We start from the raw sequence: 25,882 nt of genomic DNA on the forward strand, positions 1-25,882 counted from the left end.
AAAGGCGTTAAAGTTTATACTAAAAGTTATTTACCCGATTTCATTATATCAAAATCATTTATTAATAAATAAAAGTAAGCGTTTTACTATACGATAAATTAACTTTCCGTATAAGTCATCAGGTCATAATATGAGTATGCACCGAAATTTGATTTACGGCAAGTTTTTTACTTAAAAATAGCCGATTTTTTTAAAAAAATTTTGCTTTGGCTTGCATCAAATAGGCAATAGTATAATATCGCGAATAAACTCCATTTTTTACCTCTATTGATGAAAAATGGGGTGCTTTATAAAGTGAAATTTCATTATTATAGGGGTGGGAACTGATGAAATTTATGTTAAGTAACGAATGGGTGGATATTGATTTTAAGCATGCGTATTGCATAGGCTATTCAGGACGTAATGTAGATAAAACAAAGGCACATATTGCCGAATTAAAAAAATTAGGTGTGCCAGAACCAGCTTCGATACCTGAAATTTATCATTTATCTTCTTCATTATTTAAACAAGTAGACAGTATAGATGTAGTTGGCAATAAGACGAGTGGGGAAGCAGAAATAGTTTTGCTTTTTAATGGTGAACAAAGTTATGTAACGCTAGGGAGTGATCATACGGACCGAGATTTAGAAAGGGTTAGTATTCATAAATCCAAACAAGTATGTGCTAAGCCTCTAGCAACTGACTTATGGCGTTTTGAAGACGTACAAGAGCAGTGGGATAATCTACAATTATCCTCTTATATAATGGAAGATGAAGAGTGGAAGTTATATCAACAAGACGCTGTGAGTAGTATTTTGCCAGTAGAAAACTTAATGAAGACTTTAACTAAAGAAGGGGAGGAACTAACGAATACAATTGTTTATTGTGGGACAGTGCCGTTGATAGATGGATTTAAGTATCCAAATAAATTTAAAGCTGAATTATTTAATCCTCAAAAAAATAAAGCAATCGAACTAACTTATTCTGTAAATGAATTATAGAACGTACTAAAGTTATGTAAAAAAGCTTAATTTTTAATGAATTTAGGTTTTGAAGTACATTATAAAGTTTAAATATTATATGATTATGGGTGGATTAAGAAAGGTGATGAACGTAGATCGTTCATCATCTTTTTATATATAATAGTTAAAAATAAACTTGTGAAAATTATTATTTCAGTCCCCAATTTAAATGGGGGTATATGGAACGTAATGTAATATTGTGGCGTTAATGACTGCGGGATGAGACAACTTGAATATATTTTCTTAAAGAAAATAAAAAACAATAAAAGGTGTGTAACTTCTAAATTTTGCAATCATAATATTGCTAAAACAACTATTAAGACTTTTATTAAAAGTTTTCTTCATATTTAATTAATTTAAATTAGTTATAATCGTTCAAAAAATTTTAAAAAATACGATTATTTATAAATTGATAGGGTAACCTCCCATAAAGGAGGTTGATTTTATGAGTAATATTATAGATTCATTTACTAGTGTGCTCGATAAAATTATAGGTTTTTTACCAAATCTTATCGGAGCAATTGTATTATTATTAATCGCGTGGATTATTGCGATAATAGTTAAGAAAATTATTGTCAAAGGCTTAGGAGCTTTAGGTTTCGAAGCATGGTTACAAAAGAAAGGCTTAGTTGATGACCAAGGTGGAAAATCAAATTCTGATGGTATTGTGCAAACTTTTGGTAAGTTAGCATATTTCTTCATCTTCTTATTATTCTTACCACCTGTATTCGATCAATTAAAAATGAAAGCTGTCTCTATGCCAATTAAAGGCATGATGACAAGTATGTTTAACTTTGCACCTAAAATCGTTGTGGCAGTAATTATCCTTATTGTAGGTTTATTCATTGCTAAAATATTAGGTACGTTAGTTAAAAATGTCTTAGCTAACTTTAAAGTTAGTCGCTTCAATAAATATGTAAACTTTGGTGAGGACAAAAACAGTATTGATATTCCAGTAGCAACAGGTTGGATTATTTCAACACTTGTTGGATTATTCTTTGCTGTACAAGCATTAAATACTGTAAACTTAACTGTATTAAACAAAATTGGTGACGCAATTATCGGTTACTTACCATTAGTAATTTCTGGTGCGATTATTCTAGCATTAGGCTTTATCGGTGGTAACTTAATTGCCAAACTATTAAACAAATCTACTGGTAACGCAATGTTGGCAGAAATAGCTAAATACTTAGTAATTATCGTTTCTGTATTTATGACATTAGACCAGTTACACTTTGCTAAAAGCATCGTTAACGTGGCATTCTTATTAATCTTAGGTGCCGTAGCAGTAGCATTTGCGATTGCATTTGGTATTGGCGGTAAAAGCTTTGCTGAGCAACAACTTAGCAAGTTCTCTAAAAAAATGGAATCAAAAAACGATAACGACCGTCAATAATGAATCGGCAAGGGACAACCATTCATTAAAATTTGAACATGATTAATAATTTACGTCTATACTTAAAATAATTTAAGTATGGGCGTTTTTTTAATGTTGTTGCGTAAAAAATATAATGTATTTATGTGATGTTTGTTAGCAACTATAGTAGAATGGTTATGGAATGAATTTGATAAATAAATTACAATATTCAAAGTGAAAAGAAGGTAAAAACGATGGGAAATTATGTATTAACAAACGGTATATTTTATACAGAAAACGAAACGATTAGACATGGTTACCTAGTTATTCAAGATGGTGAAATTACCGAAATTGGTCATGGTAACTATGAGGGGAATCTTGATACGGTCGACGTTAAGGGAGCGAATGTTTTACCTGGGTTTATAGACATTCATATTCATGGTGGCTACGGTGAAGACGCGATGGATGCCAATTATGATGGTTTAAAACATTTAGCGGAATCGCTGATGTCGGAGGGGACGACATCATTTTTAGCGACGACGATGACACAATCTAACGACAATATTGAAAGTGCATTATCAAATATCGTTAAGTATTCAAAAGATCAAGACGACTATAATGCTGCCGAAATTGCAGGCGTTCATTTAGAAGGGCCATTCATTTCTGAACATAAAGTTGGCGCGCAAAATCCAAAATATGTGCAACGACCACATGTCGAGCAAATTGAAAGATTACAGCAAGTGGCTGAAGGCAATATCAAAGTTATGACCTTCGCGCCAGAAGTTGAGGGTGCAAAAGAAGCATTAGCACGTTTTAAAGACGAAATTATCTTTTCAATCGGTCATACGGTGGCAACATTTGATGAAGCTATGGAAGCAGTAGCGCATGGTGCTAAACATATTACGCATTTATATAATGCTGCGACGCGTTTTGTACATAGAGATCCGGGAGTAGTTGGCGCAGCTTGGGTTAATGAAGGTTTGCATACGGAATTAATAAGCGACGGGATTCACACACATCCATCTGCAGTTAAAATTGCTTATAAACAAAAAGGAAATGAACATTTTTATTTAATTACGGATGCTATGCGTGCAAAAGGTATGTCCGATGGAGAGTATGACTTAGGTGGTCAAAAAGTTATCGTTAAAGGTTCTGAAGCAAGACTTGCGTCTGGAGCATTGGCTGGTAGCATATTGAAAATGAATGAGGGTTTACGAAACTTAATTGAATTTACCGGTGACTCACTTGACCATTTATGGCGTGTCACAAGTTTAAACCAAGCCATAGCGCTAAATATCGCGCATAAAAAAGGCAGTATTAAAATTGGTAAAGATGCCGACATTGTAGTTTTAGATAACGACATGGAAGTCTTAACGACGATTAAAAAAGGTACAATACACAATTATAAATAACAAAAAGAGCGACGTGATGGTCGCTCTTTTTTTATTATAAAATATGTATAATTTAGACTCGATTTTGCTAAGTTTCACATGGAACAAATAATAATTCAACGTGCGTATTATATTTCTCAAAATTCTAGCACTATGTTTTTTATTTATTGTGCAATTATGTATGTTTCGTCAGATTTAGAGCATAAGGTATAGCTCGTGATAGACGAGAAGGAAAAGGACAGCAAAAAGTAAAATTCTCACCTTATTTAGTAAAAAATATTGTTTGAAAAACAAGTATTATAATAACGACTTATATAAAAGGTCGAATATATTACTATATAAGGAAGGAATTATTGCTAACGATGAAAAAACAACAGAAAGATACTTTAAAACAACGACAAAAATATGCACTTCGTAAACTTAGTGTCGGCATTGCGTCTGTATTGTTTGGTACTTTTTGCTATTTAGGTCAACATAACGAAGCTTCAGCTGCTGAAAAGACAAATAATGAAATAAACAAACTACCTCATACAAATCAAAATGGCGCACCTGTCTCGCAAAATGCCACTAACGATGTGACCAATCATCTTCCTACAGTACAAAGCAATCAAGCTACTGAAGGCAGTAAGCCAAATCAAACACAACAACCTAATACAAATGTTCAAACATCAGTTAATAAAACGAATGAAGCGAATGGCAATCAAATAACTGGTGGGCAACAAGTAAACAAGCAACCTGCTAAGCAACAACAATCACTTTCAAATCAAACTACAACAAAACCTAATGCAAATCCCCAACAAAATACGATTAAACAAACTGGAAACAATAATGCTAGTGTTACAAAACCAAATCATGCACAAGAAACAAAAAGAGTAAAAAGGTCTACAGTAGAAAAACCAGTTACGACTCCGAAAGCTACATTTAATGAAACGATTATTTTTCCACAAACAAATGCTAGACCTGTACAGGTAAAAGAAGTGAGAGAACAAGTATACCGAAAAGCGGTTAGTGTGCTGGAAACTGGCAAAAAATCGCAAACATTAGGTGCGAATAGAGGCATTAGCCAAGCACGTGATAGTCTTGGGTTTATAGTTCCTGCTAATACGAATCTGTATATACGACAAGTAAAAGGTAATAAAGCTGGTAATTTACGTGTGAATCTAGTAACGAATGACGGTCACTATAATAAATCTGCGACTGTAAATGATAAGGGTGCATGGACTAAAATTAAAACTGCTATCGACAGTGCGGCTTTTATTTATATGCCACGTGGGTTAGCTAAAGAGCCACAAATCGAATATTATGTAGAAAATAATTTAGGTAAAGCACTGCCTACTTATCGCAAAGGATGGAATCAAAAGTTATTTGAGCGTAGATGGACTGAAGAGGATTCAAGTTACGCATATATTGAAGGGAAAGATCATGCACTGTTACTCCCAAAAATGGATCGCCATCATATAGTAAATATGAAAAACAACAAACATATGCACCAATTTAAAAATTTAGACGAACTCATACATTATTATGATGATATGATTGCGCATTATAATAAATGGACTGGTTTAAATAATGATGTAAATTCAGTCAACTTCAACAATCAGTCTAAATATTTTATTGTGGCTAATAAACATGGCGGTGGATTAGCGTACTACAGTCGCGATCATGTCGCAGCAAACAATCCATCAGCTGGTTACTTTTTAACTAAAGGATGGTTAGCTTTACATGAAGTGGGGCATGGGTACGATGGTATAATGACGAGCGATTCACGTATCCCATTGGGTGAAGTTTGGAATAATATCTTTGCCAATGAATATCAAAAAAACATTGAGAAAAGTCAAGGTGGTTGGTTATATGGCACTAATCAACGCCAATACCAGGCTGGTATACATAAACGTATGCTACAAAATAACTTAAAATTTGATATCCAACGTGCAACACTTAAAGAACGGCTTGATTTTATGACACGCATGGTAAGATTGACTGGTATAGAAGGATTGACTGCTATGTTGCAAGAGGTGCGTGAAGAACAAAGTAAGAAAAAAGTCAGTGCAGATTTACCTCGCTGGTTTAGCGAAAATTGGTTAGCAAAAAATAATGCGAATATTTTAGCTTATTTCGATTTATATAATATTCCAGTTACTAATGAACTTAAGGATAAAATAGAGTCATTACAACAAACTTATGTATATCCATTGGCATTGTTAATCAATAATGCTGAAGAACGTCAACGTTATGTTAAAAAATTAGGCTTAGCTACAGAATATGAACTTGTTAAATCCTCTGATTTAGCAGATACGAAAGTTAAGACAAATGCAGCAGTTAATTTGCAACTTAATGGTCATACGCTGCCTAAAGGTGCAGTCGTTAAATTAATCGATGGTCAACGTGTGGTGGCAGAAGCAAAACTTCAAAATGATATAGCACAGTTCCAAAATATTAGACCTGGCATTTATAAAGTATTTGCGCCACATTCAAAGGGTAAAGCACTACCTAGTCATACGTTTTTAATTGTGAGAGAAGGTAATGCGAATAACATAACAGTGTCATATCCTAACATTGATGAAAAACAAAGCTTTTATAATCAACGTCTGGCATTAAAAGGTATCGGCAATAGGGAAGTTGTTGGCATTAATTATAACCCGGGAAATGCTAGCGTAACGGTTCAAAAATACGCAGGTATACCACATAACTATTTTAATAACGAATACGCCCATATTAAAATTGTGAAACAAAATGGAGAAGTAGTGTTAGATGAATCCATTGTAGGTAATCGTAATCTCGCAGCTAATGTCCAAAATTTCCAATTATCATATGGTGACAAAATTATCGTGAAGCATAGAGAACCTAATAATAGGCGCATATTGTTACGTAACGAAACAAAAGAAAAAATTGAAGTTCCGTTCTCTAGCAATGAAACTGTAACTCATACTTTAACGGATAAAGGATTTAAGATTAATAACGAAGCGGATTATAGAACGAGCAGTCGTTATGCAACAGCCATCGTAGAAGATGTTCAAAAATTTGAATACGATGTAAATAAAAATCCAGATGGCGATTACAGAGTGCGATTAAGTAATCTTGTACGCAGTATTAACCACCTTGATGAACAATATCGCGAAATTATTTTACAACGCGTGAAACCGTACTTTAAGCGATTTAACCTTTCATAATTGAATAACTGTAATTATTGAATAGAAGACACTTAGGAATCTTGCATGTAAAAGATATCGTAAGTGTCTTTTTTATGTGTGACAAACATGGGGCTAGTCGCTTTGTTTCGCGAGACTATTAACGGGAATTAAATAAGGGAAATAGCATAATTATAAAAAGTTAATATTTTCTAGTTATCCTAAAAGTCATATACATTGAATAATAGTTGTGAGTGAGGTTTTGCTTACTCGCAATTTTTTAATAGCTAAAACGTATTAAGTAGTCACCTAAGGATGTGAAACGATGCAAAAAATATTGCTTACTAGTGCAACAAGTTATATTGGGGCTCACCTTATAGATAAGTTGAAAGAAAAATATGAAGTTATAGCAGTTGCTAAAAATATAGAGCATAAACAACAAGAAACAAATGTGACATGGCGCGCGGTGGAGTTATTTGACTTAGAACAGGCTAAACAAGTAATGAAAGATGTGGATATCGTAATTTATTTAGCGCATTCGATGATGCCTAACGCTCAATTAACACAATCAAATTTGCGGGACATGGAAGCTTTAGTTGCTGACAACTTTGCTAAAGCGGCACGAGATAACGACGTAAAACATATTGTGTTTGTGAATGGTCTAGTTCCAAATGATGTTAATGCGCCAATTCCTTTGAGGCGTAATATAGAAGGTGAACGCATACTAGGTTTTTACGGTACGCCCGTGACTATGCTACAAACAAATTTTATTACAGGTTCCAAAGGTGTAGTTTACGATGTTGTGAATATGGTTGCCCGATATTTATTGCCACAGCAACAGCAGAATATTAAAAATGTTTGCTCGATTACACGTATAGCAGCACCCAATGACTATACGATGGAGCAAATCGCAAATACGTATGCCGATTTTCTTAATAAAGTAACTTTTAATATGGTAGAAAGCACTATCGAAGGAAAATACTTTGAAATTAAATTATTAGGTCTGAATAAAGTTTTATTATCTATGAAAAAAATGTCTCAAAGTTCAGACTCAGACCGCGTTGTTTATCAAATTGTTGGTGGTGCGTTGGCCAAGGCTGGCAATAATTTGAATGGCACTTTTGAATTTCGTAGATTAGTAAATTCAGCACAAGCTTTAGTAGCGTTGCAAAACTATCAACCAAGCTTACCATGGCAATTTTAAAAATTAACACAAGCACAACTTCATAAAATTGTCATGCGCCTCTTCGCAATAAAAATGAAGAAACAAGCTTCTCAAAAATCATCATTAGCGAAAGTAGTTAAGTTGGGGAGTAGTATCGCTTTAGGGACTATCGGGTTTTTACTAGCGAAAAGGATTAAATTCCAGTAATTAGAAATTAGGAGGCTCATATATGAAATATTTAAAATTAATAGTTGAGGCCATATTGCCTTTTGTCGGTGGTAATCTTATTGGTAAATATGCTGTGAAAAATGCACGTAAAGATTATCGTAAAAATGATAAACCACCGCTATCACCACCGGGATATATATTTCCAATCGTATGGCCAATCCTATACATTAGTATGGGCGTTGCCTTTGTGTTGGCTAAAAGAAAAGGAAACGACACAACGTTAAATAGTGCGCATTATAGTCAACTAGGGTTGAATTTTTTATGGTCGTTACTTTATTTCAGATATAAATTACGCGGTGCTGCAGTTGTTGAAAGTTATGTCTTGTTTACGGCTGTTACAACGACAACGGTAACTTATTATCAATCTAACAAAGTGAGTGGTAGTTTAATGTTGCCATACGTAGCGTGGTCAGGATACGCCAGTTATTTAGCTACTGGAAACTGGCTACTTAATAAAGATAAAGCACATTATACAAGTCAGTGAATGGTGTGGCGAACATGAAGGGATGATATTGTTTTGTACGTTTTATTGTTCACAGGACATTGTCATTAAAAGGCACGTTTGTTTTTGTAAATTTCCCCTTTAAATAACAATAAAAATAAGCGTTTAGTATATGAACTAAACGCTTATTCTTTACTATTAATCAAATGTGATGGTTTGTGGGGAGTCCACAGCATCATCGTTCATGACTTTAATTGATTTAGGCGTTACTTTTAACACGCATAATTCTGGGTCATTTTTAGAATCGAAGAATGTTTTATCTTGAGTTTCCCATAACCAATCAATCGTCGCTTGGTCATTAATAACTTCTACGTGGGCATCTATTTCTAAAAAGCTGCGATTATTTGTATCATCGTAACCAAGTAAAATGTGAGTGCGCGGATTATCTTTAAATTCACTCACTTTGGTAGAGTCAATGTTTGTTTTTGTATATAATGTCAAATCGTCATTGTAAAAAATCATATAACGACTATTAGGAACGTTATTATGAGCCGTAGATAATACACCTACTCTAGACGTGCTTAATATTTTTTCTACTTCAGTAAGAACTTGTGCTCTATTCATCATTTATCACCTCATATTTAACTATACCCTGTACAAAAAAGTTGTAACAGAGAGGTGGAATTTTGACGAATCAAATGGTCATGTTGATAAAGGCGGAAAATTCGAAGGAGGTTTTGTCATGAAAGAACGAGGTTATATAGAACGATTATGGCGGGAAGAGAAATATCGTGTGCTTGCACATAGTAAGCAACAATATGATGAGATACGTGAGTTACTTAAACATAATCCTTCATATAAGACAGTCGTAGACAAAATCGATAAAGCCATAGCAATAGAACCGACGACAGGATCAATTGTAAATGCTTATGATCATATGTGGGGTTATTTTAAGAAGGTAGCGACTGAAGACGAAAAAGAGCAGTATTTAATGTTAAAGCAACGATTTCAAGATAATCAAATAGAATTAAAGCAATGGCAACAGTTTTTGAAACAATTAGCATATCAATATAAGGTGCAATATTTAATTGATAGTACGGCATTATATACATAGACGAGGGGGATAAAAAATGAATTTAGGTGTTGTACTTAACCGTGTTTTTAGAATAAACGATAATCCATTATTTCATTATATAGCACAACATAAAGAAGAAATTGAACAACTTGCAATGATTATACCAATAGAAAATATGGACGACGTTAGCAATGTGAAAAAACAATACTATTATAATTTAGTTGGCAGTTTTGTTGCGACATTAAAGCAATATAACATTCAACCTTTTATAGTGAACTACAATCAACTGGGTAATTTGTGCCAACGTTTAGATTTAACACATATATTAATGCCTAAAGATATTATGAGCTTTAATAATGAAGAAAATGATTATCCTCATGTAAGTGCTGAATTGAAGAAGCACAATGTTCAAATTATAGGACTGCGTGTGAATCATTACTTTCAACCGTCACTCACTTTTAATAAACAAAATGAGCCTTACAAAGTGTTTACAAGTTTTTATAAAGCAAATAGAGACAAAGTAATAAACAAACCTAATTATAGTTATGAGCTAACCGCACTAAGTAAGTTATGTAGTGATGGACAGAATAAAACAAATATTGCTTTTGATAAAAATTACAATATAGAACGACAATCAAATAAAACTTGGCAAGATTTTTTAAGTAATGATATTGCATATTATAGTAGAAATAGAGATGATGTATCGCAATCATATGTCAGTGGTATGAGTATCGATTTAGCTTATGGTTTACTCGATATTACTATGGTTATAAATGATTTATTAGAAAATTATCCCAACGATGAGGAAAATTACGAAGCTTATATTAGAGAATTAATGTTTCGAGAATTTTATTATGTATTGATGACTCAATTTCCTAATACTGCACATCAATCATTTAATGAAAAATATCGTAAATTAAATTGGTCTTATAATAAAGCACATTTTAAAGCTTGGACTGAAGGTAATACAGGATATCCGCTCGTCGATGCCGCAATGCGTAAATTAAATAGAACAGGACATATGCATAACCGATTGAGAATGGTGGTATCTCAATTTTTAACAAAAGACTTGTTTATTGATTGGGTGTGGGGAGAGGCATATTTTAAAAAATATTTGATTGATTACGATAATGCTTCGAATGTTCATGGCTGGCAATGGTCGGCTTCAACGGGTACAGACGCCGTACCTTACTTCAGAATGTTTAATCCAAGCACTCAAGGTGAACGATTTGATAAAAACGCTTATTTTATTATAGAAGAATTATCAATTTTTGAAGATGTCCCGTCCAAATATATTCATCATCCAATGTCATATGAACAAACATTACAACAAACGTATGGTGTTGAACTAGGTAAAGATTACCCTAAAGCAATCGTTGATCATAAAACAAGTAGAGCGCATGTTATGTCTAAATTTAAAAATATAGGTAAATAAAATATTGAAGTTCATTTCGCTATAAACCTAGTATTTATAGCGATTTTTTATATAAAATTTACTTTTAAGTGTTTCAGCAAGAAAATTCATGGGAATAATAAATAACAAATAGAGAAAATAAGTTACAAAAATAGCTAAATCTTATTCGAGTATTACACTGATGTTACAAAGACTTAGCGTGTGAAATATGCTCTCAAAACTTTCATGATAGTTTTGAGGGCATATTTTTATGCTTATTTATAATGATTTTAGTGTAATTAGGATGTAATGAAGAGGGCTGTTTTTTTATTTGCCTGTAACCTACACCCATTTTTTAGATGTTATAGTGAGTACAGCAAATTAATCATACAAAACTTATTACCTTATAGGAGGATTTTTTAAATTATGAAAAAAACAGTTTTAACTTCAACTATAGCATTAGGATTAGGTGTAACAGGATTAGCAACAGGACATCATGCAAACGCAGCAGAAACTACTGGAGCTGACCATGCACAATTAGCAAACTTAGCGCAAAATAACCCTTCTGAATTAAACGCGAAACCAGTTCAAGAAGGTTCATATAACATTAACTTTAATCAAAATGGTACTGACTACCACTTCAGTTCAAATGGTAAAACTTGGTCTTGGAGCTTCGGTGGAGGTTCTGATCAAGCGTCAACTAGTGAACAAGCTCAACCACAACAACAAACTCAAGAGCAACCTAAACAACAAGAACAAACTCAACAAAGTGCTCAAACTCAAGAACAACCAAAACAACAACAACAAGCACCACAAACTGAACAAACTCAACAACCACAACAAGAATCTACTTCAAGTAATTCAAGTTCAAGTGAAGACAGCGGTTCTTCAGTAAACGTTAACGATCACTTAAAACTAATCGCTCAACGTGAATCAGGTGGCGACATCCACGCTACAAACCCATCTTCAGGTGCATCAGGTAAATATCAATTCTTACAAACTACATGGGATTCAGTAGCACCTGCTCAATATAAAGGTCAACCAGCTTCATCAGCTCCTGAATCAGTACAAGATGCTGCAGCAGTTAAATTATACAACTCTGCTGGTGCTTCACAATGGGTAACTGCATAATTTTAAACTAAATTATGTATAACTCTTTAAAATAAGCCTTACCTCAAGAGAGGTAAGGCTTATTTTTTTATTTTATTAACCATAATAGTACTACGATAATGCGATTGATAATAAAATTGAAAGATCGATGAAGAACTATATTTTTCAAAAATTAAACTGCACTTATTATTTATAATAGACAAATCGTCTGATTGTTTATTTTCTTTATTGGGTAAATTAGTAATGGATGAGGTGAATAATAATGACAAATATTTCTTGTAAACGCGTTTTATTAACTGGTTTAGCAGGTGGATTAGTCGGTGGTATGGTTAAAATGGGTTGGGAAAGTATCGTCCCACCTAGGACGCCTGAACGCGATGAAGAGCCGCCACCAGTAACAATGATGAAGCAATTTAAAGTACCTGAGCGTATTCAAAATTATACTGTTACGTATAATAGTAATGACATTCCGCTAGCAGTTATGGGTATTCATTATGGTTTTTCTGTGGCTAATGCATTTGTGTATGCAATGTTAGCAGAGAAATGCAATAAAATTACTTTAGGTAAAGGATTGTTATTTGGTGTTGCTATTCATGTTATATTTCATGAATGGGTATTACCAAAACTAAAATTAACGCCTGAAGCAACAGAATTACCACTACAAGAACATGTTTCTGAATTATTAGGACATATAATATGGATGAATAGTATTGATTTATTCAGAAATGCAGTAAAATAATCAATTAAATAAACGCAGTGATTTCATTAAATGGAATCACTGTGTTTTTATATACAATTCAAAACGTTAGCATGATAGCCTGAAAGTATATTATAAAAAAGTGAGCGTATAGAGAAATTTTTGAATGTACAATTTCAACACTTGTGCAATACATAATTAAATGAAGTTAGGGTATAAGTTATGCATAAACGAAATAGGGGGAGGCTACTATTTTTTATGCGTTTAAATAAATTAACGATAGTATTCTGGGTTGCCCTAGCGATTTGTACATTATTCGTTGTTTACGGTGCAATTTGGCCTAAACAACTAGAAACGGGTACTCAGTCAATAACAGACTTTATAGCAGTAAATTTTGGTTGGTATTACTTATTACTAGTGTTAGTCATACTCATAGTATGTGTTTATTTATTATTCTCTAGATATGCTTCAATTACCTTGGGAGAAGAAGGAGAAGAACCTGAATTCTCACTTAAATCATGGTTTGCCATGCTATTTAGTGCTGGCATGGGTATGGGACTTGTCTTTTGGACGACGGCTGAACCAATCAGTCATGCGTATACGTTAACGCCGATTCATAAGGCTGGCACACAAACTGCGATTAACGATGCGATGCAGTTCGCCTTCTTCCATTGGGGCATACATGCATGGGCAGTTTACGGTATTGTGGCCCTGGTATTCGCATATTTTAACTTCCATAAAGGATACCCAGGTTTAGTGAGTGCTACGTTAACACCTATATTTGGGTCTAAGATGATGAGAGGCCCTGTTGGTGGTGCGATTGATGTCTTAGCAATTATAGCGACAGTAACAGGTGTCGCAGCTACGTTAGGGTTTGGTGCGTTACAAATTAATCAAGGCTTACACTTTTTATTTAAAACACCTTCGAATTTCACCATGCAAGTAGTGATCATTATTATTGCGACAATATTATTTACGTGGTCGGCATGGTCAGGCATCGACAAAGGAATAAAAAGTTTGAGCAATATTAATATGGTCTTAGCATTTATAGTCTTAGTAGGATTGTTTATAGTCGGTCCTACACTACAAATTTTAAATACATTTACGAATGCACTCGGAGATTATATTTTTAATTTCTTCAAGATGAGTTTACGTATTCCACAAAATGGGGGAGAGAAATTCCAATGGGTGCAACAATGGACGTTGTTCTATTGGGCATGGTGGATTTCATGGGCGCCATTCGTAGGAATCTTTATTTCAAGAGTTTCACGCGGTAGAACGATTAAGGAATTTATTTTGGGTGTCTTATTTGTACCTGCACTTGTCTGCTTTATTTTCTTTGCGGTCTTTGGCGCTTCAGCAATTTTTGTACAACAACATGGTATTGCCAATATTGCAAAGCAAGCAACTGAAACGGCGACATTTGCAACGTTAGAACACTTTCCATTGGGCTTTGTCCTAAGCATATTAACATTATTTGTCATCATGATTTTCTTCGTCACATCAGCTGACTCAGCTACGTATGTGTTAGGAATGTTAAGTTCTAAAGGTGAAATTAACCCATCCGGAATTGTAAAAGTAAGTTGGGGCATAATTTTAGCCTTATTCGCAATTATCATGATATACACTGGTGGTACGCAATCTATCCAAAATCTCTTGATTATTGCTGCACTACCGTTCTCCGTCGTCATTATCTTTATGATATGGGCATTATTTAAATCCTTAGCTATAGAAAAGCCAAGATATACCAACAGCAAACTATATGTTGGGGATGAAAAATTATTGCACTATCGCAAAGTGAATCAAGATGATATTGAAGAAAATAAGGATCAGCAACATGCAACTAAATAAGTACGATATTAAGGCTGTGGCATATAAAATGTCATAGCCTTTTTGTGTCCTGACTACTTAAGTGATCATATTTTCTATGCCATATTTTTTGAAAAGTAATTTAATTTTTTATCTCATTAAATGGGTTGTCTTTCATCTCTGTGAATACTGTGGTATGTTCTTTAAAAGCGCTTACATAAAAAGGAGGAGTTAGTATGGAATGGTTAAAATTAATTGGCATTGTCATTATAATTGTCGGCTTTTTATTAAAAATAGACACGATTGCGGTCGTCTTAATAGCGGCAATTGTAACTGGACTCGTGTCTGGCATGGATTTTACAGATATTTTGTCTACCTTAGGCAAAGCTTTTACTGATAATAGGCTAGTAACATTATTTTTACTAACATTGCCGATGGTTGGTTTAATTGAACGCTTCGGATTAAAGCAACAAGCTTCTAAACTGATTGGTAAGATTAACAATGTGACGAGTGGTAGACTGATGACCGTTTATTTAGGTGTTAGAGAATTGGCCGGACTTGCATCTATTAGAATCGGGGGACATCCTCAATTTGTTAGGCCATTAATTAATCCAATGGTACAAGGCGCTTTGCGTACGCGTTTTAAATTAAACAACAAACAAGTGGATGACAAAGACGTGGAACTTATTAAAGCTCAAACATCAGCAATGGAAAATTATGGTAATTTCTTTGGACAAAATTTATTCGTCGGTGGCGCGGGTGTGTTATTAATGGTTGGAACATTTAAATCACTAAAAATTGATGTCGATGCTGTAGATTTAGCGTTGGCTTCGGTACCAATCGCGATTATTACGTTTGTGATTGTGTGGTTGAATAATATACGTATAGATCGTTATTTCCAACGAAAATATGAACAAAAAGAGGTGACGAAAGATGAGTAGTCATACTTTAGATACTTTGTTAGAAATATTTTACGTGTTAATTGGATTGCAACTGTTTTATACAGCATTACGTGTGTTGAAAGCACCAGATAGAAGTAAAAAATACGGTACCGCACTATTTTGGATTATTTTAGGCGTATTATTTATTTTTGGACCTTACATACCAAACAGCATTAACGGATTGTTGATATTATTTATGGGTGCGTTGACTTTATTCAAACAAGTGGCAATTAAAAATATTGTTGATGTCACAGATAAAGAGGTTGAAGCGGGTGCATCTAAATACGGCAATAAACTCTTTATACCGGCAATTGTATTAGCGGTAGTCGCAGTCGTAGTATCGAATTGGACACCACTTGGCGGTGCTGTTGGATTAGGTGTAGCTTCTATCGTAGGTATTATCGCCGCGGTAGTCGTTATCAAACCTAAAGCATCATACATCTTATATGATAGTGACAGACTGACACAGCAAGTTGGAACGGTCGGTATTTTACCTCAATTTTTAGCCGCATTAGGTGTACTATTTACGGTGAGTGGTGTCGGTAATGTGATATCTAAAGGTATATCATCATTTTTACCTGAAGGTAATCATTTGATTGGTGCAACGGCTTATATTTTAGGCATGGTCTTGTTTACGATGTTGATGGGCAATGCGTTTGCGGCATTTACAGTTATCACAGCGAGCATTGGTATGCCATTCGTTATTGCACAAGGCGGAGATCCAGCAATAGCTGGCGCATTAGCGATGACTGGAGGCTTTTGTGGCACTTTACTAACTCCGATGGCTGCGAACTTTAATACATTGCCAGTCGCATTACTCGAAATGAAAGAAGAGTTCGGTGTAATTAAAGCGCAAATTCCTATTGCCATATCGTTAATCATCATACATATCGTACTGATGTATTTTTGGGCATTTTAATTATAAGGAGGCAATTTTATGAAAATCTTAATAGCGGCATTTGACCCATTTGGTGGAGAAAAAGTAAATCCAGCATTAGAAGCGGTAAAGCAATTACCTGAGCAAATTGGCGAACATCATATTACGAAATTAGAAATTCCTACCGTGTTCCATGAATCGAAAGATGTACTAGCAGAAGCTTTGGCACAAAACAGTTATGAAGCCGTGTTAACAATAGGTCAAGCTGGCGGACGCTTTGAATTAACGCCTGAACGTGTTGGCATTAATATTGATGATGCGCGTATTGCAGATAACAAAGGGAATCAACCTATTGATGCTGAGATTCAATCACAAGGCGCACCGGCTTATTTTTCTAACATGCCAGTAAAAGCAATGACTGAAGCAATTCAAAATGCAGGCGTGCCTGCACGTTTATCAAATACAGCCGGTACATTTGTGTGTAATCACATTTTATATCAAATGGGATATTTACAAGCGACAACATATCCAGAGCTGTTATTTGGATTTATCCATGTGCCATTTATACCTGCGCAAGTAGCGTCGAAACAAAATGTACCTTCAATGTCGCTAGATACTATTGTGCAAGGTTTGACTGCTGCTATCAAAGCGATATCTCACTCAGGTGATAGCCATGTAGCATTAGGAGAAACGCATTAAATTGAATCATATGTATAAAACACGCCCGCATCATTTACTGATAGAGGGCGTGTTAGTTATCTAAAACGAAGATAACCCTAGGGGATTGGGACTACAAATGTATTTAAACATTCATAGTCCCACCTTACTTTTTTATTCATGTCTTTAATTATTGAGTTGATTAGTCAATTTGAATATTTGAGCTTGTGTCTTCTTGTTGTGTTTTAGGAAGTTTCACGTGAAGCATTCCGTTATTGTAAGAAGCAGTAATATTGTCTTTATCTATATTGTTAAATGAAAATTGTCTACTTACGTTGCTGTAACTACGTTCACGTTGTATAATGCGACCTGCATCATCTTGTTCTTCGTTTTCAACGGTTTGTTTTCCTGCAATAGTTAAAATATTGTTGTCGAATTGAAGTTGTATATTGTCTTTATCCATACCAGGTAATTCTGCTTCTACTTCAAAAGCATCGTCTAATTCTGTAATGTCAGTTTTTATATTTTGACTTGGAAATTGATCAAAGAATTGACGTCCAAAATCTTTAAAGAAATCACTTGGGTTCACGTCGAAAAATGAGTTGTTGAAAGGTTTCATTTCAAATGCCATAAAACATCTCTCCTTAATCTTGTGATTAGTGTATCGGCATAAACGGTAGTAAATCTTTACTATTTGTATTATGCCTTCTTTAACCTTACAACTATATAATAGCATAAAGGTCAAAGAAAGTCAAAGTCAAAAATGTGTTTTCTCTTTTTGAGTTATTAACTGACTTCATCGATATTTAAGAAATAGTTAATCCTAGTTAATCCTAAGTTAATGTGATTTTTGAAGCGGTCTTATTATGATTAAAGCATAAACTAAATTTGAAAGAAGGAAATCAAATGAATATTAAAACATTAGTATTTTCAACGACGATTGCAGGAACTTTATTATTAGGCGCTTGTAACAATATGGAAGATAAGAAAAATGAGAAGTCAGACACTAAAACGGAAATGAAGGACGAGAAGACATCTAAAGACAACGCTAAAGTAGAAAAAACAGGTATGTTCAAATCTGAAAACAAAGAAAAAGTAGAAGGTAAAGCTATGATCAAAGACGGTAAACTTATGCTAACTGATTATAGTTCATCTAAAGGTCCTGATTTACACGTTTACTTAACTAAAGGTAACAAAATTGAAGAAGGTAAAAAAATTGATGACGTTAAACATGATGAAGCAACGCAAACATTTGACCTTAAAGACATAGATGCTGAACAGTACGACACAGTGACAATATATTGTGATAAAGCACACGTTATATTTGGATCTGCTAAATTAAAATAGTATAGACGGGCGGGGAGTATTATTAATGTAGTTTAACAATGCTTTACTGCCTTTTTTAGAGGTGAAAACAATAATGATAAGAAAACTCATAATATTATTTATTCGCTTAGGTTCAGGCAGTTATATGTTATTCCAAGGTTACGAAAAATTGACTGGCGGTTTTGCGGTAGACGGATTAGTACCAGTTATTAAAGAGAACAAAGATTCACCTTACTGGTATAAAGAATTTTTTGAATACGTCGTAGCACCTAATTTAGAATTATTTAAATGGCTAATCCCATTAGGAGAAATAGCGGTAGGTTTGGCGCTGATTTTAGGCGTATTGTCATATACAGCTAGCTTCTTCGGTGTGTTTATCATGTTAAATTATATTTTGGCAGACATGATATTTACATACCCAACACAACTGTTTTTCTTTATAATATTATTAATGAATAAAGAAACGATGACAACTTTAAGTTTAAATCATTTCTTAAAAAGGACAACAGGTAAGGGTTGATAACAATGAGTCACGTGTTAATCGTCGATGACGAACAAGATATTAGAGCAATTTGTAAGACCTATTTTGAATTTGAAGGTCATGAAGTAACGACAGCTTGTGATGGTAAGGAAGCACTCAGTAAATTAAATAGCAGTGTGGATTTAATCATTTTAGATATTATGATGCCTGAACTTAATGGCTATAAAGTTGTAGAAGAAATGAAAACGCAAGGTTTAGATATACCTTACATTTATTTAACTGCGAAGACGACTGAAAGTGAGACAATTTATGGTTTAATGCTAGGTGCAGATGATTATGTTAAAAAACCTTTTAGTCCAAGAGAATTGGTTATACGTGCTAAAAATATTTTAAATAGAACAGCACAGCAACCCACGCAGACAGAAATCGTTAATTGCGGAAGTTTAATACTCAATAATTTAACTAAAACAGCAGAAATTAACGGACAAGAATTAGGATTTAGAATAAAAGAATTTGAGTTGTTATGGTATTTTGCTACACATGAAACAATGGCTATTTCAAAATCGGAACTGTTAGAGCAAGTATGGGGCTATGCGTATTACGAAGACATGAATACATTAAACGTACATATACACCGTATTAGAGAAAAATTAGAAGCCTGTCAGTATGATGAATACACCATAGCAACGGTGTGGGGGCTTGGTTATAAGTTCCAAAGGAGTGTTTAACATGTCGATTCGTAAACAATTATTTTATGCATTTATAGTTTCAATACTGATTACGACACTTTTCGTTTTCGTGCTCTATAAATTAATGTGGTTTAACGTTCATCAAACGATAATGTTAACATTAGGGTCTTTTATTTCTAGTATGATTACGATGATTATTGCAATATTTTTATTAGCACCCACGATTCAAAAAATAGAACAATTAAACATCCAAACACAACAAATTGCACAAGGTAATTTTAATATTGAAAGTTTACCAATAACATCACCAAAAGAATTAAAAGAATTAAATGTTTCATTCACAATGATGGTAGCTAAAATTCAAGCGCAAATGGCACATATCCAATTAGAACAAGATGAAAAAATAGCGATGATTCAAAATTTAGCGCACGATTTAAAAACCCCCTTAGCAAGTATTAAATCCTATTCAGAAGGACTTAAAGATGGCATAATTCATGACACAGAAGATGTAGCGTCAGCTTATCGTATTTTAATAACTCAAACAGACCGTTTGTCACAAATGTTTGATGACTTAACAGATTTAATAGCCGTAAATCGTACCGATCAATTACAAGCAACGATTAATATGGATCAATTGTTAATCCCAGTTTTAGAGAGTTATCAGCAACAATTAACGACGGAAAATAGAGATTTACAATTAAACATTGATCATACTATCCCTCCATTCCAACAAGACAAGGTGGCGCTCGAAAGAATTATTACGAATTTTATCGATAACGCATTGAAATTTTCGGCTAAAGGCTCACCTATTAAGATAGACGTTAACAGCCTAGCCAATAAACAGCTAGCAATATCAGTAACTGATGAAGGAATAGGTATTAAAGAGTCACATGTGCCCCATATTTTTAATCGCACGTATCGAGTAGAAGATTCGCGCAATAAATCTACGGGTGGTACAGGTTTAGGTCTATACATTGCACGTACTTTAGCTGAGCGTATAGACGGCGAGATAAAAGTTAATAGTATTTTTAGTAGAGGTACCACGATAACATTAACATTCCCAATAAAATAAGCTTAAAAGCATCTATTTATAGATGCTTTTTTAATTCATAAGAAGGTGCATGATAAATAGTTAACAGGGGTAAACTTTAGTAATAAGTAATTTTTCTTGCAATCAATGTAAGCGATTACATATAGTTGGTATAAATATATCAAACAATGAGTTAGGAGCATGGTTATGAAAGATAAAGTAATTATTGTAACTGGTGGCAGTAGCGGAATGGGTAAAGCAATGGCTAAACGATTTGTTGAAGAAGGTGCCAATGTCGTCATAACTGGCCGTACGCCAGAGAAATTAGACGCAACGAAACAAGAAATAGAACAACGTGAAGGGCAAGTATTGTGCGTCGCAATGGATGTTCGAGATCCTGAAATGGTACAACAGACGGTCGATAAAACATTAGACAAGTTTGGCAAAATTGATGGCTTGGTGAATAATGCAGCAGGGAATTTTATTTGTCCGGCCGAAGATTTATCGATTAACGGTTGGAATTCTGTTATCAATATCGTATTAAACGGCACTTGGTATTGCACACAAGCTGTCGGTAAACATTGGATTGAGCAAGGAAACAAAGGCGTTATCGTCAATATCGTCGCACCTTACTCTTGGACATCAGGTCCGGGTGTTATCCACTCAGCAAGCGCTAAAGCAGGCGTGTTATCAATGACACGGACGATTGCTGTAGAATGGGGTGCAAAATATGGGATACGTGCCAATGCAATTGCACCAGGTCCAATAGACAATACTGGAGGCGCACAGAGATTAACGCTATCAGAAGAGGCGCGTCAACAAACATTAGATAGCGTACCGTTGAACCGAATGGGACAACCCGAAGAAATCGCTGGATTAGCACGCTTTTTATTTTCAGATGAAGCGAGTTACATTAATGGCGATTGCATCACGATGGACGGTGGTCAATGGTTAAATCGTAATCCGTTTTAAATATGAGAGGGAAATGAAAAAAGCACGACCACGTTATAAGATGGTCGTGCTTTTTTTCATTATATTATTGGTTTACTAAATCTTTGAAGTTTTCTAAGCGTTTTGTTTTTTCTTCTTCGCTGATATCGTGTTTTTGAACGTAACGGTTTCTTTCGTGCGCTGCACATTCATGTGAACAAGCACCTAAATAACGTTCTTCATTTTCTTCAGAAACTAAAATCTGACGGTTACATTCAGGGTTGCTACAGTTGATGTAACGTTCACATGGCGTACCATCGAACCATTCTTTACCTACAACTGTTTTGTCTACTTGGTTAATTTCTACACTAATACGTTCATCGAACACGTACATTTTGCCGTCCCAAAGTTCACCTTTAGTTTCAGGGTCTTTTCCGTAAGTTGCAATACCATCTTTAAGTTGGCTTACATCTTCGAAACCTTCTTTTAATAACCAGCCAGAGAATTTTTCACAACGGATACCGCCAGTACAATAAGTGACAATTTTCTTATCCATAAATTGTTCTTTATTCTCTTTTATCCAGTCCGGTAAGTCTCTGAATCTAGTTATGTTAGGACGGATAGCCCCTCTGAAATGACCTAAATCATATTCATAGTCATTACGTGCATCAATAACAACTGTATCGTCAGATTGTAATGCTTCTTTGAATTCAGTAGGTGATAGATATTTACCTGTTAATTCTTTAGGATTAACATCATCTTCAAGATCTAAAGCGACAATTTCATTTCTTGGACGTACGTGCATTTTTTTGAATGCATGACCTTCAGCTTCGTCGATTTTGAAGACGATATCGCTGAATCTAGTGTCAGCTCTCATGTGAGCGATATAATTATCAGTTACTTCTTTAGGGCCAGACACTGTACCATTAATACCTTCAGAAGATACTAAAATACGACCTTTTAAGTCGTTGTCCTTACAAAATTGTAAATGCTCAGCTGCAAAAGTTTCAGGGTCATCAATCGTTACATATTTATAAAATAACAATACTCTATAATCCATTATACTAACTCCTCTTAATTTTAATGTTGTCTTTAATCATTTATATAAAGTGCCTGTGTGGTTGAATGATATAAGTACTAATGATTTATACCTTGCACCCTTGAGGTATTTTATTTATGAAGGGGCAAAGAAATTCCATACTATATTTTAACAAAAAAGCGATAATATTCAATGTATTAATATAATTAAGTTTACTCTTTTTCTGTCATTTAAGAAATAGGGGAGAGGATAATAGTTGTGAAAGCTTAAAGAACAACGATTGAGAAAACGTGTAATTGCAAACAAAAATGTAAAAATTTACGATATTAATCAAGGGGGGGTTAGTCTGCCGTTTGTCTGAAGTATTAGTGCGGGTGGTCTAAAAAGCAAAATTTTCAATACGATAAACACAATTTCTGGAGATTGAAAAATAAAAAAATAGCCCCTCCTGTATTCAAAACAGGGGGGCTATTTTTTTATTTTATCGGATGTCTTTAACGACTTTACCACCGATGCCGACTATTTGGATGTTGTCTGGATGTTTAAGTAAACCAATATTGTCTAATGGGTTGTTATCTACCATGATGAAATCGGCTTTCTTGTTGATTTCTACAGTACCTAGATAGTCTTGATACCCTAGACATTCTGCTGAAGTTTGTGTAGATGCGACGATAGCTTGCATAGGTGTCATACCATGTTCGACCATTAGTTCTAACTCGCGTAAGTTGGTACCGTGTTTGAAGACACCTGCATCTGTACCCATAGCAATTTTGACGCCTGCTTTTACCGCTTTATTGAAACTAGTCGTATGTGCATCAATAACATCTTTAGACTTTTGTATTGATGTTTCTGACATGCCTAATTCATCGGCAAACTCAATGACAGAAACTGGTGCTAATAGTGTTGGTACAAGGAACATATTTTTGGCTTTCATTCCTTCAATTGCCTCATCGTCTAAATAAATACCGTGTTCGATTGAATGGATGCCTGCTTCGATACAATTTTTCACACCTTGTAATCCTTGAGCATGTGCCATAACTTTACGGTTATCTCTAAATTGCGCTTCTTGTACCATAACTTTGAGTTCTTCAACTGAAAACTGGGTATAATCTGGATGGTCAGTAGGACTTGTAACGCCGCCGGTTGCATGCACTTTAATTACATCGGCACCTGCTTGTAGCATTTGACGTACTTTCTTACGCACTTCTTCAACGCCGTCACAAATACCATTAGGTAAACCGGGGTAGTCTTCTAAAAAGCTTGGCATGACGATACCCGATTTAGTAAGTTTGTCACCATGGCCACCAGTAATAGTCAATGCATTAATGCTCACTTGCATACGTGGTCCGAGAATTAATCCGTCTTGTACAGCTTCTTTAATACCTTGATCGGCACCTAAAGCATCACGCACGGTTGTGACACCACATTTAACGGTACGTTTTAAATTGTCGATTGCTTGATAAAAAGTATATGAAAATGGTGTAGCTAATTTTTGTGCTAAAGGTCTCATTTCTTCCATAATATGCACGTGGCTATCTATCATGCCAGGTAATAAATATTTACCTTGACCATCAATGACATCATTATCTTCGACATTAATATTTGTGCCAATCGCAACAAATTCATCATCTTGAATATGCACATCTACATTACTTTGTACCTCGCGTCCTGTTCCATCTATCAAATTAATATTTTTAATTAACATTGTATCCCTCCATTTGTTATTTCATAAAGTTCATTAGTATACCTGTTAAAAGAACCGAAGCTACGGTTACTGAAGTAAAGCCGCCAATTAACATTGGACTTAATAGTTCTTTAAATAGGGCTTCACGTTCTTTTTTATTTTTAGCCATTGTACGGCTCACTTCTTCACACAACATAAAGTCACCAGGGAAACCATATAAGGCAGTTAATGCTACAGGTAAAGCTTTACTGTAACGCCAACCGATAAGTTTAGCGGCAATTGCGCCACCGATTAAAATGCCAATCGTACCTATTAGTAATATGAGTAAAATTGCTGGTAAATGATGCCATAAATCATGAGGTGTTACGTCACCCATAGAACCGATAACGATTAACATAATCATTACAAGAATGAGTGAGAATGATTTGTTTTTCTCTAACTCCGCTTGTTGGAATAGTCCTAATTTCAAACCAATAATCCCAAAGGCTAAACTGATTAATGAATAGTGAATATGTGTTACTTCACCAATTAAAAACGCCAAACTTGCTAACACAAACATAATAAATAATCGTAATATGTCGTTTTGTAAGATAGGAAAACGGTCGTGTATTGATAGTGACTGTTGTTCTTCTTCGACCTTAGCAGCTTCTTCAGTTGAGTTGTATTCATTTTCCAAAAAGTGTTTACTGTAACGTTTCATAATAATTGAACTTAACGGTAAACCAATAACGCCTTGTAACCCTTGAACTAAAGCGGGTAAGACGATTAAATAGCCTAAATGTAATTCCTTTAATTTATCGATAGTTATTAATAAGGCCACGATGCCACCTGAAATAGGTCCGACACCTGATGCGGCAATACGGAAACTGTATATGGGTGACACGATAACTAAAATAGCTATGGTAGAACCAATAATGCCAAAAATAGAAATAACGACGGCTTTCCATTGTTTCTTTAATGTTGCTAGTGGCATCATTGTACCCATATGCATAATCGCTGGCGCAATTGCTAGGGCGCCCAATGACGGGATGACAGCCGAATCCAAGATGTTCTTAGGAAATACGCCGAACCATTTGAGCAGTAGAAAGCTGACCATTGCCGTAAGTAACATTGGTATTCTTGCCTTAGATAAGGTCGAAATAACTTCCCCAAGTGCAATTAACGCAAATAATGCAGTTGCAGATATAATAGGTTCACTCCACATAAAACTTCCCCCTCCCCAAATTGAGTTAATAAGTATCATAGCACTTATAAAGTAAGTTGTTAACATTAAATTTAGAATTTTCAGAAAATATATTTTTCATTTGATAAATTAATTATTGTTAGGTGGATCAGATATTTAGCCCAAAATATTGAAATTAATCGTTAAATTTTCAGGTTTATGTAATAATTCTTTAAATACATAATTATCTTTATTTATGTGTGTATTTAC

Annotated in this window: 24 protein-coding genes; 19 read left to right on the plus strand and 5 right to left on the minus strand. The window is 34.5% G+C overall.

Annotated elements, in window-relative coordinates:
• Nucleotides 1-326: 326 nt before the first annotated feature.
• From ISP08_RS01140 to ISP08_RS01165, 6 genes are all read left to right on the plus strand, one after another.
• Entirely contained in the window at nt 327-980 is a 654-nt protein-coding gene (locus ISP08_RS01140; protein ID WP_195719040.1) for a DUF2848 family protein, read from the plus strand.
• Between the two features lie 466 nt (nt 981-1,446).
• Nucleotides 1,447-2,397, plus strand: coding sequence for a mechanosensitive ion channel (locus tag ISP08_RS01145; RefSeq protein WP_048794317.1), 951 nt, complete (start codon nt 1,447-1,449; stop codon nt 2,395-2,397).
• Nucleotides 2,398-2,612: 215 nt separating this feature from the next.
• Complete coding sequence (nagA, locus tag ISP08_RS01150; protein ID WP_195719041.1) at nt 2,613-3,770, plus strand: N-acetylglucosamine-6-phosphate deacetylase; 1,158 nt, start codon at nt 2,613-2,615, stop codon at nt 3,768-3,770.
• A gap of 341 nt (nt 3,771-4,111) precedes the next feature.
• Complete coding sequence (locus ISP08_RS01155) at nt 4,112-6,919, plus strand: putative mucin/carbohydrate-binding domain-containing protein (protein WP_195719042.1); 2,808 nt, start codon at nt 4,112-4,114, stop codon at nt 6,917-6,919.
• A gap of 283 nt (nt 6,920-7,202) precedes the next feature.
• Nucleotides 7,203-8,081, plus strand: coding sequence for an NAD(P)H-binding protein (locus ISP08_RS01160; RefSeq protein ID WP_195719043.1), 879 nt, complete (start codon nt 7,203-7,205; stop codon nt 8,079-8,081).
• Nucleotides 8,082-8,271: 190 nt separating this feature from the next.
• Nucleotides 8,272-8,754 carry a TspO/MBR family protein gene (locus tag ISP08_RS01165; RefSeq protein WP_195719044.1) on the plus strand — a complete coding sequence of 161 codons (483 nt, stop codon included), beginning with the start codon at nt 8,272-8,274 and terminating at the stop codon, nt 8,752-8,754.
• Nucleotides 8,755-8,910: 156 nt separating this feature from the next.
• Here ISP08_RS01165 and ISP08_RS01170 read toward each other — a convergent pair whose 3' ends face one another.
• Nucleotides 8,911-9,336, minus strand: a complete 426-nt coding sequence (locus tag ISP08_RS01170) for a pyridoxamine 5'-phosphate oxidase family protein (protein ID WP_048794322.1) — start codon at nt 9,334-9,336, stop codon at nt 8,911-8,913.
• A gap of 118 nt (nt 9,337-9,454) precedes the next feature.
• On the opposite strand from ISP08_RS01170, the gene ISP08_RS01175 reads away from it, so the two are divergent.
• The 8 genes from ISP08_RS01175 (at nt 9,455) to pcp (ending at nt 17,313) form a co-directional block, all read left to right on the plus strand.
• The gene (locus ISP08_RS01175; protein ID WP_195719045.1) at nt 9,455-9,826 is read left to right on the plus strand and encodes a YbgA family protein; all 372 of its coding nucleotides are present in this window, start codon (nt 9,455-9,457) and stop codon (nt 9,824-9,826) included.
• A gap of 16 nt (nt 9,827-9,842) precedes the next feature.
• Entirely contained in the window at nt 9,843-11,222 is a 1,380-nt protein-coding gene (locus ISP08_RS01180) for a cryptochrome/photolyase family protein (RefSeq protein ID WP_195719046.1), read from the plus strand.
• A gap of 384 nt (nt 11,223-11,606) precedes the next feature.
• Nucleotides 11,607-12,311 (plus strand): transglycosylase family protein, encoded by a 705-nt coding sequence (locus ISP08_RS01185; RefSeq protein ID WP_195719047.1) that lies wholly within the window; start codon nt 11,607-11,609, stop codon nt 12,309-12,311.
• A gap of 241 nt (nt 12,312-12,552) precedes the next feature.
• Complete coding sequence (locus tag ISP08_RS01190; protein ID WP_195719048.1) at nt 12,553-13,029, plus strand: DUF1440 domain-containing protein; 477 nt, start codon at nt 12,553-12,555, stop codon at nt 13,027-13,029.
• A gap of 216 nt (nt 13,030-13,245) precedes the next feature.
• The gene (locus ISP08_RS01195) at nt 13,246-14,838 is read left to right on the plus strand and encodes a BCCT family transporter (RefSeq protein WP_195719049.1); all 1,593 of its coding nucleotides are present in this window, start codon (nt 13,246-13,248) and stop codon (nt 14,836-14,838) included.
• Between the two features lie 194 nt (nt 14,839-15,032).
• A complete protein-coding gene (locus tag ISP08_RS01200) occupies nt 15,033-15,737 on the plus strand; it encodes a DUF969 domain-containing protein (protein ID WP_048793957.1) in 705 nt (234 codons plus the stop codon).
• Nucleotides 15,730-16,656 (plus strand): DUF979 domain-containing protein, encoded by a 927-nt coding sequence (locus ISP08_RS01205; protein WP_048793956.1) that lies wholly within the window; start codon nt 15,730-15,732, stop codon nt 16,654-16,656. The genes ISP08_RS01200 and ISP08_RS01205 overlap by 8 nt, the downstream gene beginning before the upstream one ends.
• 18 nt (nt 16,657-16,674) lie before the next feature.
• Nucleotides 16,675-17,313 (plus strand): pyroglutamyl-peptidase I, encoded by a 639-nt coding sequence (pcp, locus tag ISP08_RS01210; RefSeq protein ID WP_195719050.1) that lies wholly within the window; start codon nt 16,675-16,677, stop codon nt 17,311-17,313.
• Between the two features lie 160 nt (nt 17,314-17,473).
• Here pcp and ISP08_RS01215 read toward each other — a convergent pair whose 3' ends face one another.
• Nucleotides 17,474-17,902 carry an Hsp20/alpha crystallin family protein gene (locus tag ISP08_RS01215; RefSeq protein ID WP_195719051.1) on the minus strand — a complete coding sequence of 143 codons (429 nt, stop codon included), beginning with the start codon at nt 17,900-17,902 and terminating at the stop codon, nt 17,474-17,476.
• A gap of 275 nt (nt 17,903-18,177) precedes the next feature.
• On the opposite strand from ISP08_RS01215, the gene ISP08_RS01220 reads away from it, so the two are divergent.
• From ISP08_RS01220 to fadH, 5 genes are all read left to right on the plus strand, one after another.
• On the plus strand, nt 18,178-18,618 hold the full coding sequence (locus ISP08_RS01220; protein WP_048793953.1) for a DM13 domain-containing protein: 441 nt from the start codon (nt 18,178-18,180) through the stop codon (nt 18,616-18,618).
• 76 nt (nt 18,619-18,694) lie between these two features.
• Nucleotides 18,695-19,117, plus strand: coding sequence for a DoxX family protein (locus ISP08_RS01225; protein ID WP_244138712.1), 423 nt, complete (start codon nt 18,695-18,697; stop codon nt 19,115-19,117).
• A 5-nt stretch (nt 19,118-19,122) separates the two neighbouring features.
• The gene (locus ISP08_RS01230) at nt 19,123-19,806 is read left to right on the plus strand and encodes a response regulator transcription factor (protein ID WP_195719053.1); all 684 of its coding nucleotides are present in this window, start codon (nt 19,123-19,125) and stop codon (nt 19,804-19,806) included.
• Between the two features lies 1 nt (nt 19,807).
• A complete protein-coding gene (locus ISP08_RS01235) occupies nt 19,808-20,839 on the plus strand; it encodes a sensor histidine kinase (RefSeq protein ID WP_195719054.1) in 1,032 nt (343 codons plus the stop codon).
• A 165-nt stretch (nt 20,840-21,004) separates the two neighbouring features.
• Nucleotides 21,005-21,769 (plus strand): 2,4-dienoyl-CoA reductase, encoded by a 765-nt coding sequence (gene fadH, locus ISP08_RS01240; protein WP_195719055.1) that lies wholly within the window; start codon nt 21,005-21,007, stop codon nt 21,767-21,769.
• 64 nt (nt 21,770-21,833) lie between these two features.
• On the opposite strand, the gene trhO is transcribed toward fadH, so the two are convergent.
• The 3 genes from trhO to ISP08_RS01255 form a co-directional block, all read right to left on the minus strand.
• Nucleotides 21,834-22,787 carry an oxygen-dependent tRNA uridine(34) hydroxylase TrhO gene (gene trhO / locus ISP08_RS01245; RefSeq protein ID WP_195719056.1) on the minus strand — a complete coding sequence of 318 codons (954 nt, stop codon included), beginning with the start codon at nt 22,785-22,787 and terminating at the stop codon, nt 21,834-21,836.
• A gap of 460 nt (nt 22,788-23,247) precedes the next feature.
• Nucleotides 23,248-24,471 carry a metal-dependent hydrolase family protein gene (locus ISP08_RS01250; RefSeq protein WP_195719057.1) on the minus strand — a complete coding sequence of 408 codons (1,224 nt, stop codon included), beginning with the start codon at nt 24,469-24,471 and terminating at the stop codon, nt 23,248-23,250.
• A 16-nt stretch (nt 24,472-24,487) separates the two neighbouring features.
• Nucleotides 24,488-25,654: a hypothetical protein gene (locus ISP08_RS01255; RefSeq protein WP_195719058.1), complete on the minus strand. Its 1,167-nt coding sequence runs from the start codon at nt 25,652-25,654 to the stop codon at nt 24,488-24,490.
• Between the last annotated feature and the right edge of the window lie 228 nt (nt 25,655-25,882).

Origin of the sequence: Staphylococcus lloydii (assembly GCF_015775975.1) — a bacterium.
Lineage (GTDB): Bacteria > Bacillota > Bacilli > Staphylococcales > Staphylococcaceae > Staphylococcus > Staphylococcus lloydii.

Excerpts from the sequence above, each read along its gene's own strand:
- ISP08_RS01140 (WP_195719040.1), top strand. The coding sequence starts at position 327 with ATGAAATTTATGTTAAGTAACGAATGGGTGGATATTGATTTTAAGCAT.
- ISP08_RS01145 (WP_048794317.1), top strand. The coding sequence starts at position 1,447 with ATGAGTAATATTATAGATTCATTTACTAGTGTGCTCGATAAAATTATA.
- nagA (WP_195719041.1), top strand. The coding sequence starts at position 2,613 with ATGGGAAATTATGTATTAACAAACGGTATATTTTATACAGAAAACGAA.
- ISP08_RS01155 (WP_195719042.1), top strand. The coding sequence starts at position 4,112 with ATGAAAAAACAACAGAAAGATACTTTAAAACAACGACAAAAATATGCA.
- ISP08_RS01160 (WP_195719043.1), top strand. The coding sequence starts at position 7,203 with ATGCAAAAAATATTGCTTACTAGTGCAACAAGTTATATTGGGGCTCAC.
- ISP08_RS01165 (WP_195719044.1), top strand. The coding sequence starts at position 8,272 with ATGAAATATTTAAAATTAATAGTTGAGGCCATATTGCCTTTTGTCGGT.
- ISP08_RS01170 (WP_048794322.1), bottom strand. The coding sequence starts at position 9,336 with ATGAATAGAGCACAAGTTCTTACTGAAGTAGAAAAAATATTAAGCACG.
- ISP08_RS01175 (WP_195719045.1), top strand. The coding sequence starts at position 9,455 with ATGAAAGAACGAGGTTATATAGAACGATTATGGCGGGAAGAGAAATAT.
- ISP08_RS01180 (WP_195719046.1), top strand. The coding sequence starts at position 9,843 with ATGAATTTAGGTGTTGTACTTAACCGTGTTTTTAGAATAAACGATAAT.
- ISP08_RS01185 (WP_195719047.1), top strand. The coding sequence starts at position 11,607 with ATGAAAAAAACAGTTTTAACTTCAACTATAGCATTAGGATTAGGTGTA.
- ISP08_RS01190 (WP_195719048.1), top strand. The coding sequence starts at position 12,553 with ATGACAAATATTTCTTGTAAACGCGTTTTATTAACTGGTTTAGCAGGT.
- ISP08_RS01195 (WP_195719049.1), top strand. The coding sequence starts at position 13,246 with ATGCGTTTAAATAAATTAACGATAGTATTCTGGGTTGCCCTAGCGATT.
- ISP08_RS01200 (WP_048793957.1), top strand. The coding sequence starts at position 15,033 with ATGGAATGGTTAAAATTAATTGGCATTGTCATTATAATTGTCGGCTTT.
- ISP08_RS01205 (WP_048793956.1), top strand. The coding sequence starts at position 15,730 with ATGAGTAGTCATACTTTAGATACTTTGTTAGAAATATTTTACGTGTTA.
- pcp (WP_195719050.1), top strand. The coding sequence starts at position 16,675 with ATGAAAATCTTAATAGCGGCATTTGACCCATTTGGTGGAGAAAAAGTA.
- ISP08_RS01215 (WP_195719051.1), bottom strand. The coding sequence starts at position 17,902 with ATGGCATTTGAAATGAAACCTTTCAACAACTCATTTTTCGACGTGAAC.
- ISP08_RS01220 (WP_048793953.1), top strand. The coding sequence starts at position 18,178 with ATGAATATTAAAACATTAGTATTTTCAACGACGATTGCAGGAACTTTA.
- ISP08_RS01230 (WP_195719053.1), top strand. The coding sequence starts at position 19,123 with ATGAGTCACGTGTTAATCGTCGATGACGAACAAGATATTAGAGCAATT.
- ISP08_RS01235 (WP_195719054.1), top strand. The coding sequence starts at position 19,808 with ATGTCGATTCGTAAACAATTATTTTATGCATTTATAGTTTCAATACTG.
- fadH (WP_195719055.1), top strand. The coding sequence starts at position 21,005 with ATGAAAGATAAAGTAATTATTGTAACTGGTGGCAGTAGCGGAATGGGT.
- trhO (WP_195719056.1), bottom strand. The coding sequence starts at position 22,787 with ATGGATTATAGAGTATTGTTATTTTATAAATATGTAACGATTGATGAC.
- ISP08_RS01250 (WP_195719057.1), bottom strand. The coding sequence starts at position 24,471 with ATGTTAATTAAAAATATTAATTTGATAGATGGAACAGGACGCGAGGTA.
- ISP08_RS01255 (WP_195719058.1), bottom strand. The coding sequence starts at position 25,654 with ATGTGGAGTGAACCTATTATATCTGCAACTGCATTATTTGCGTTAATT.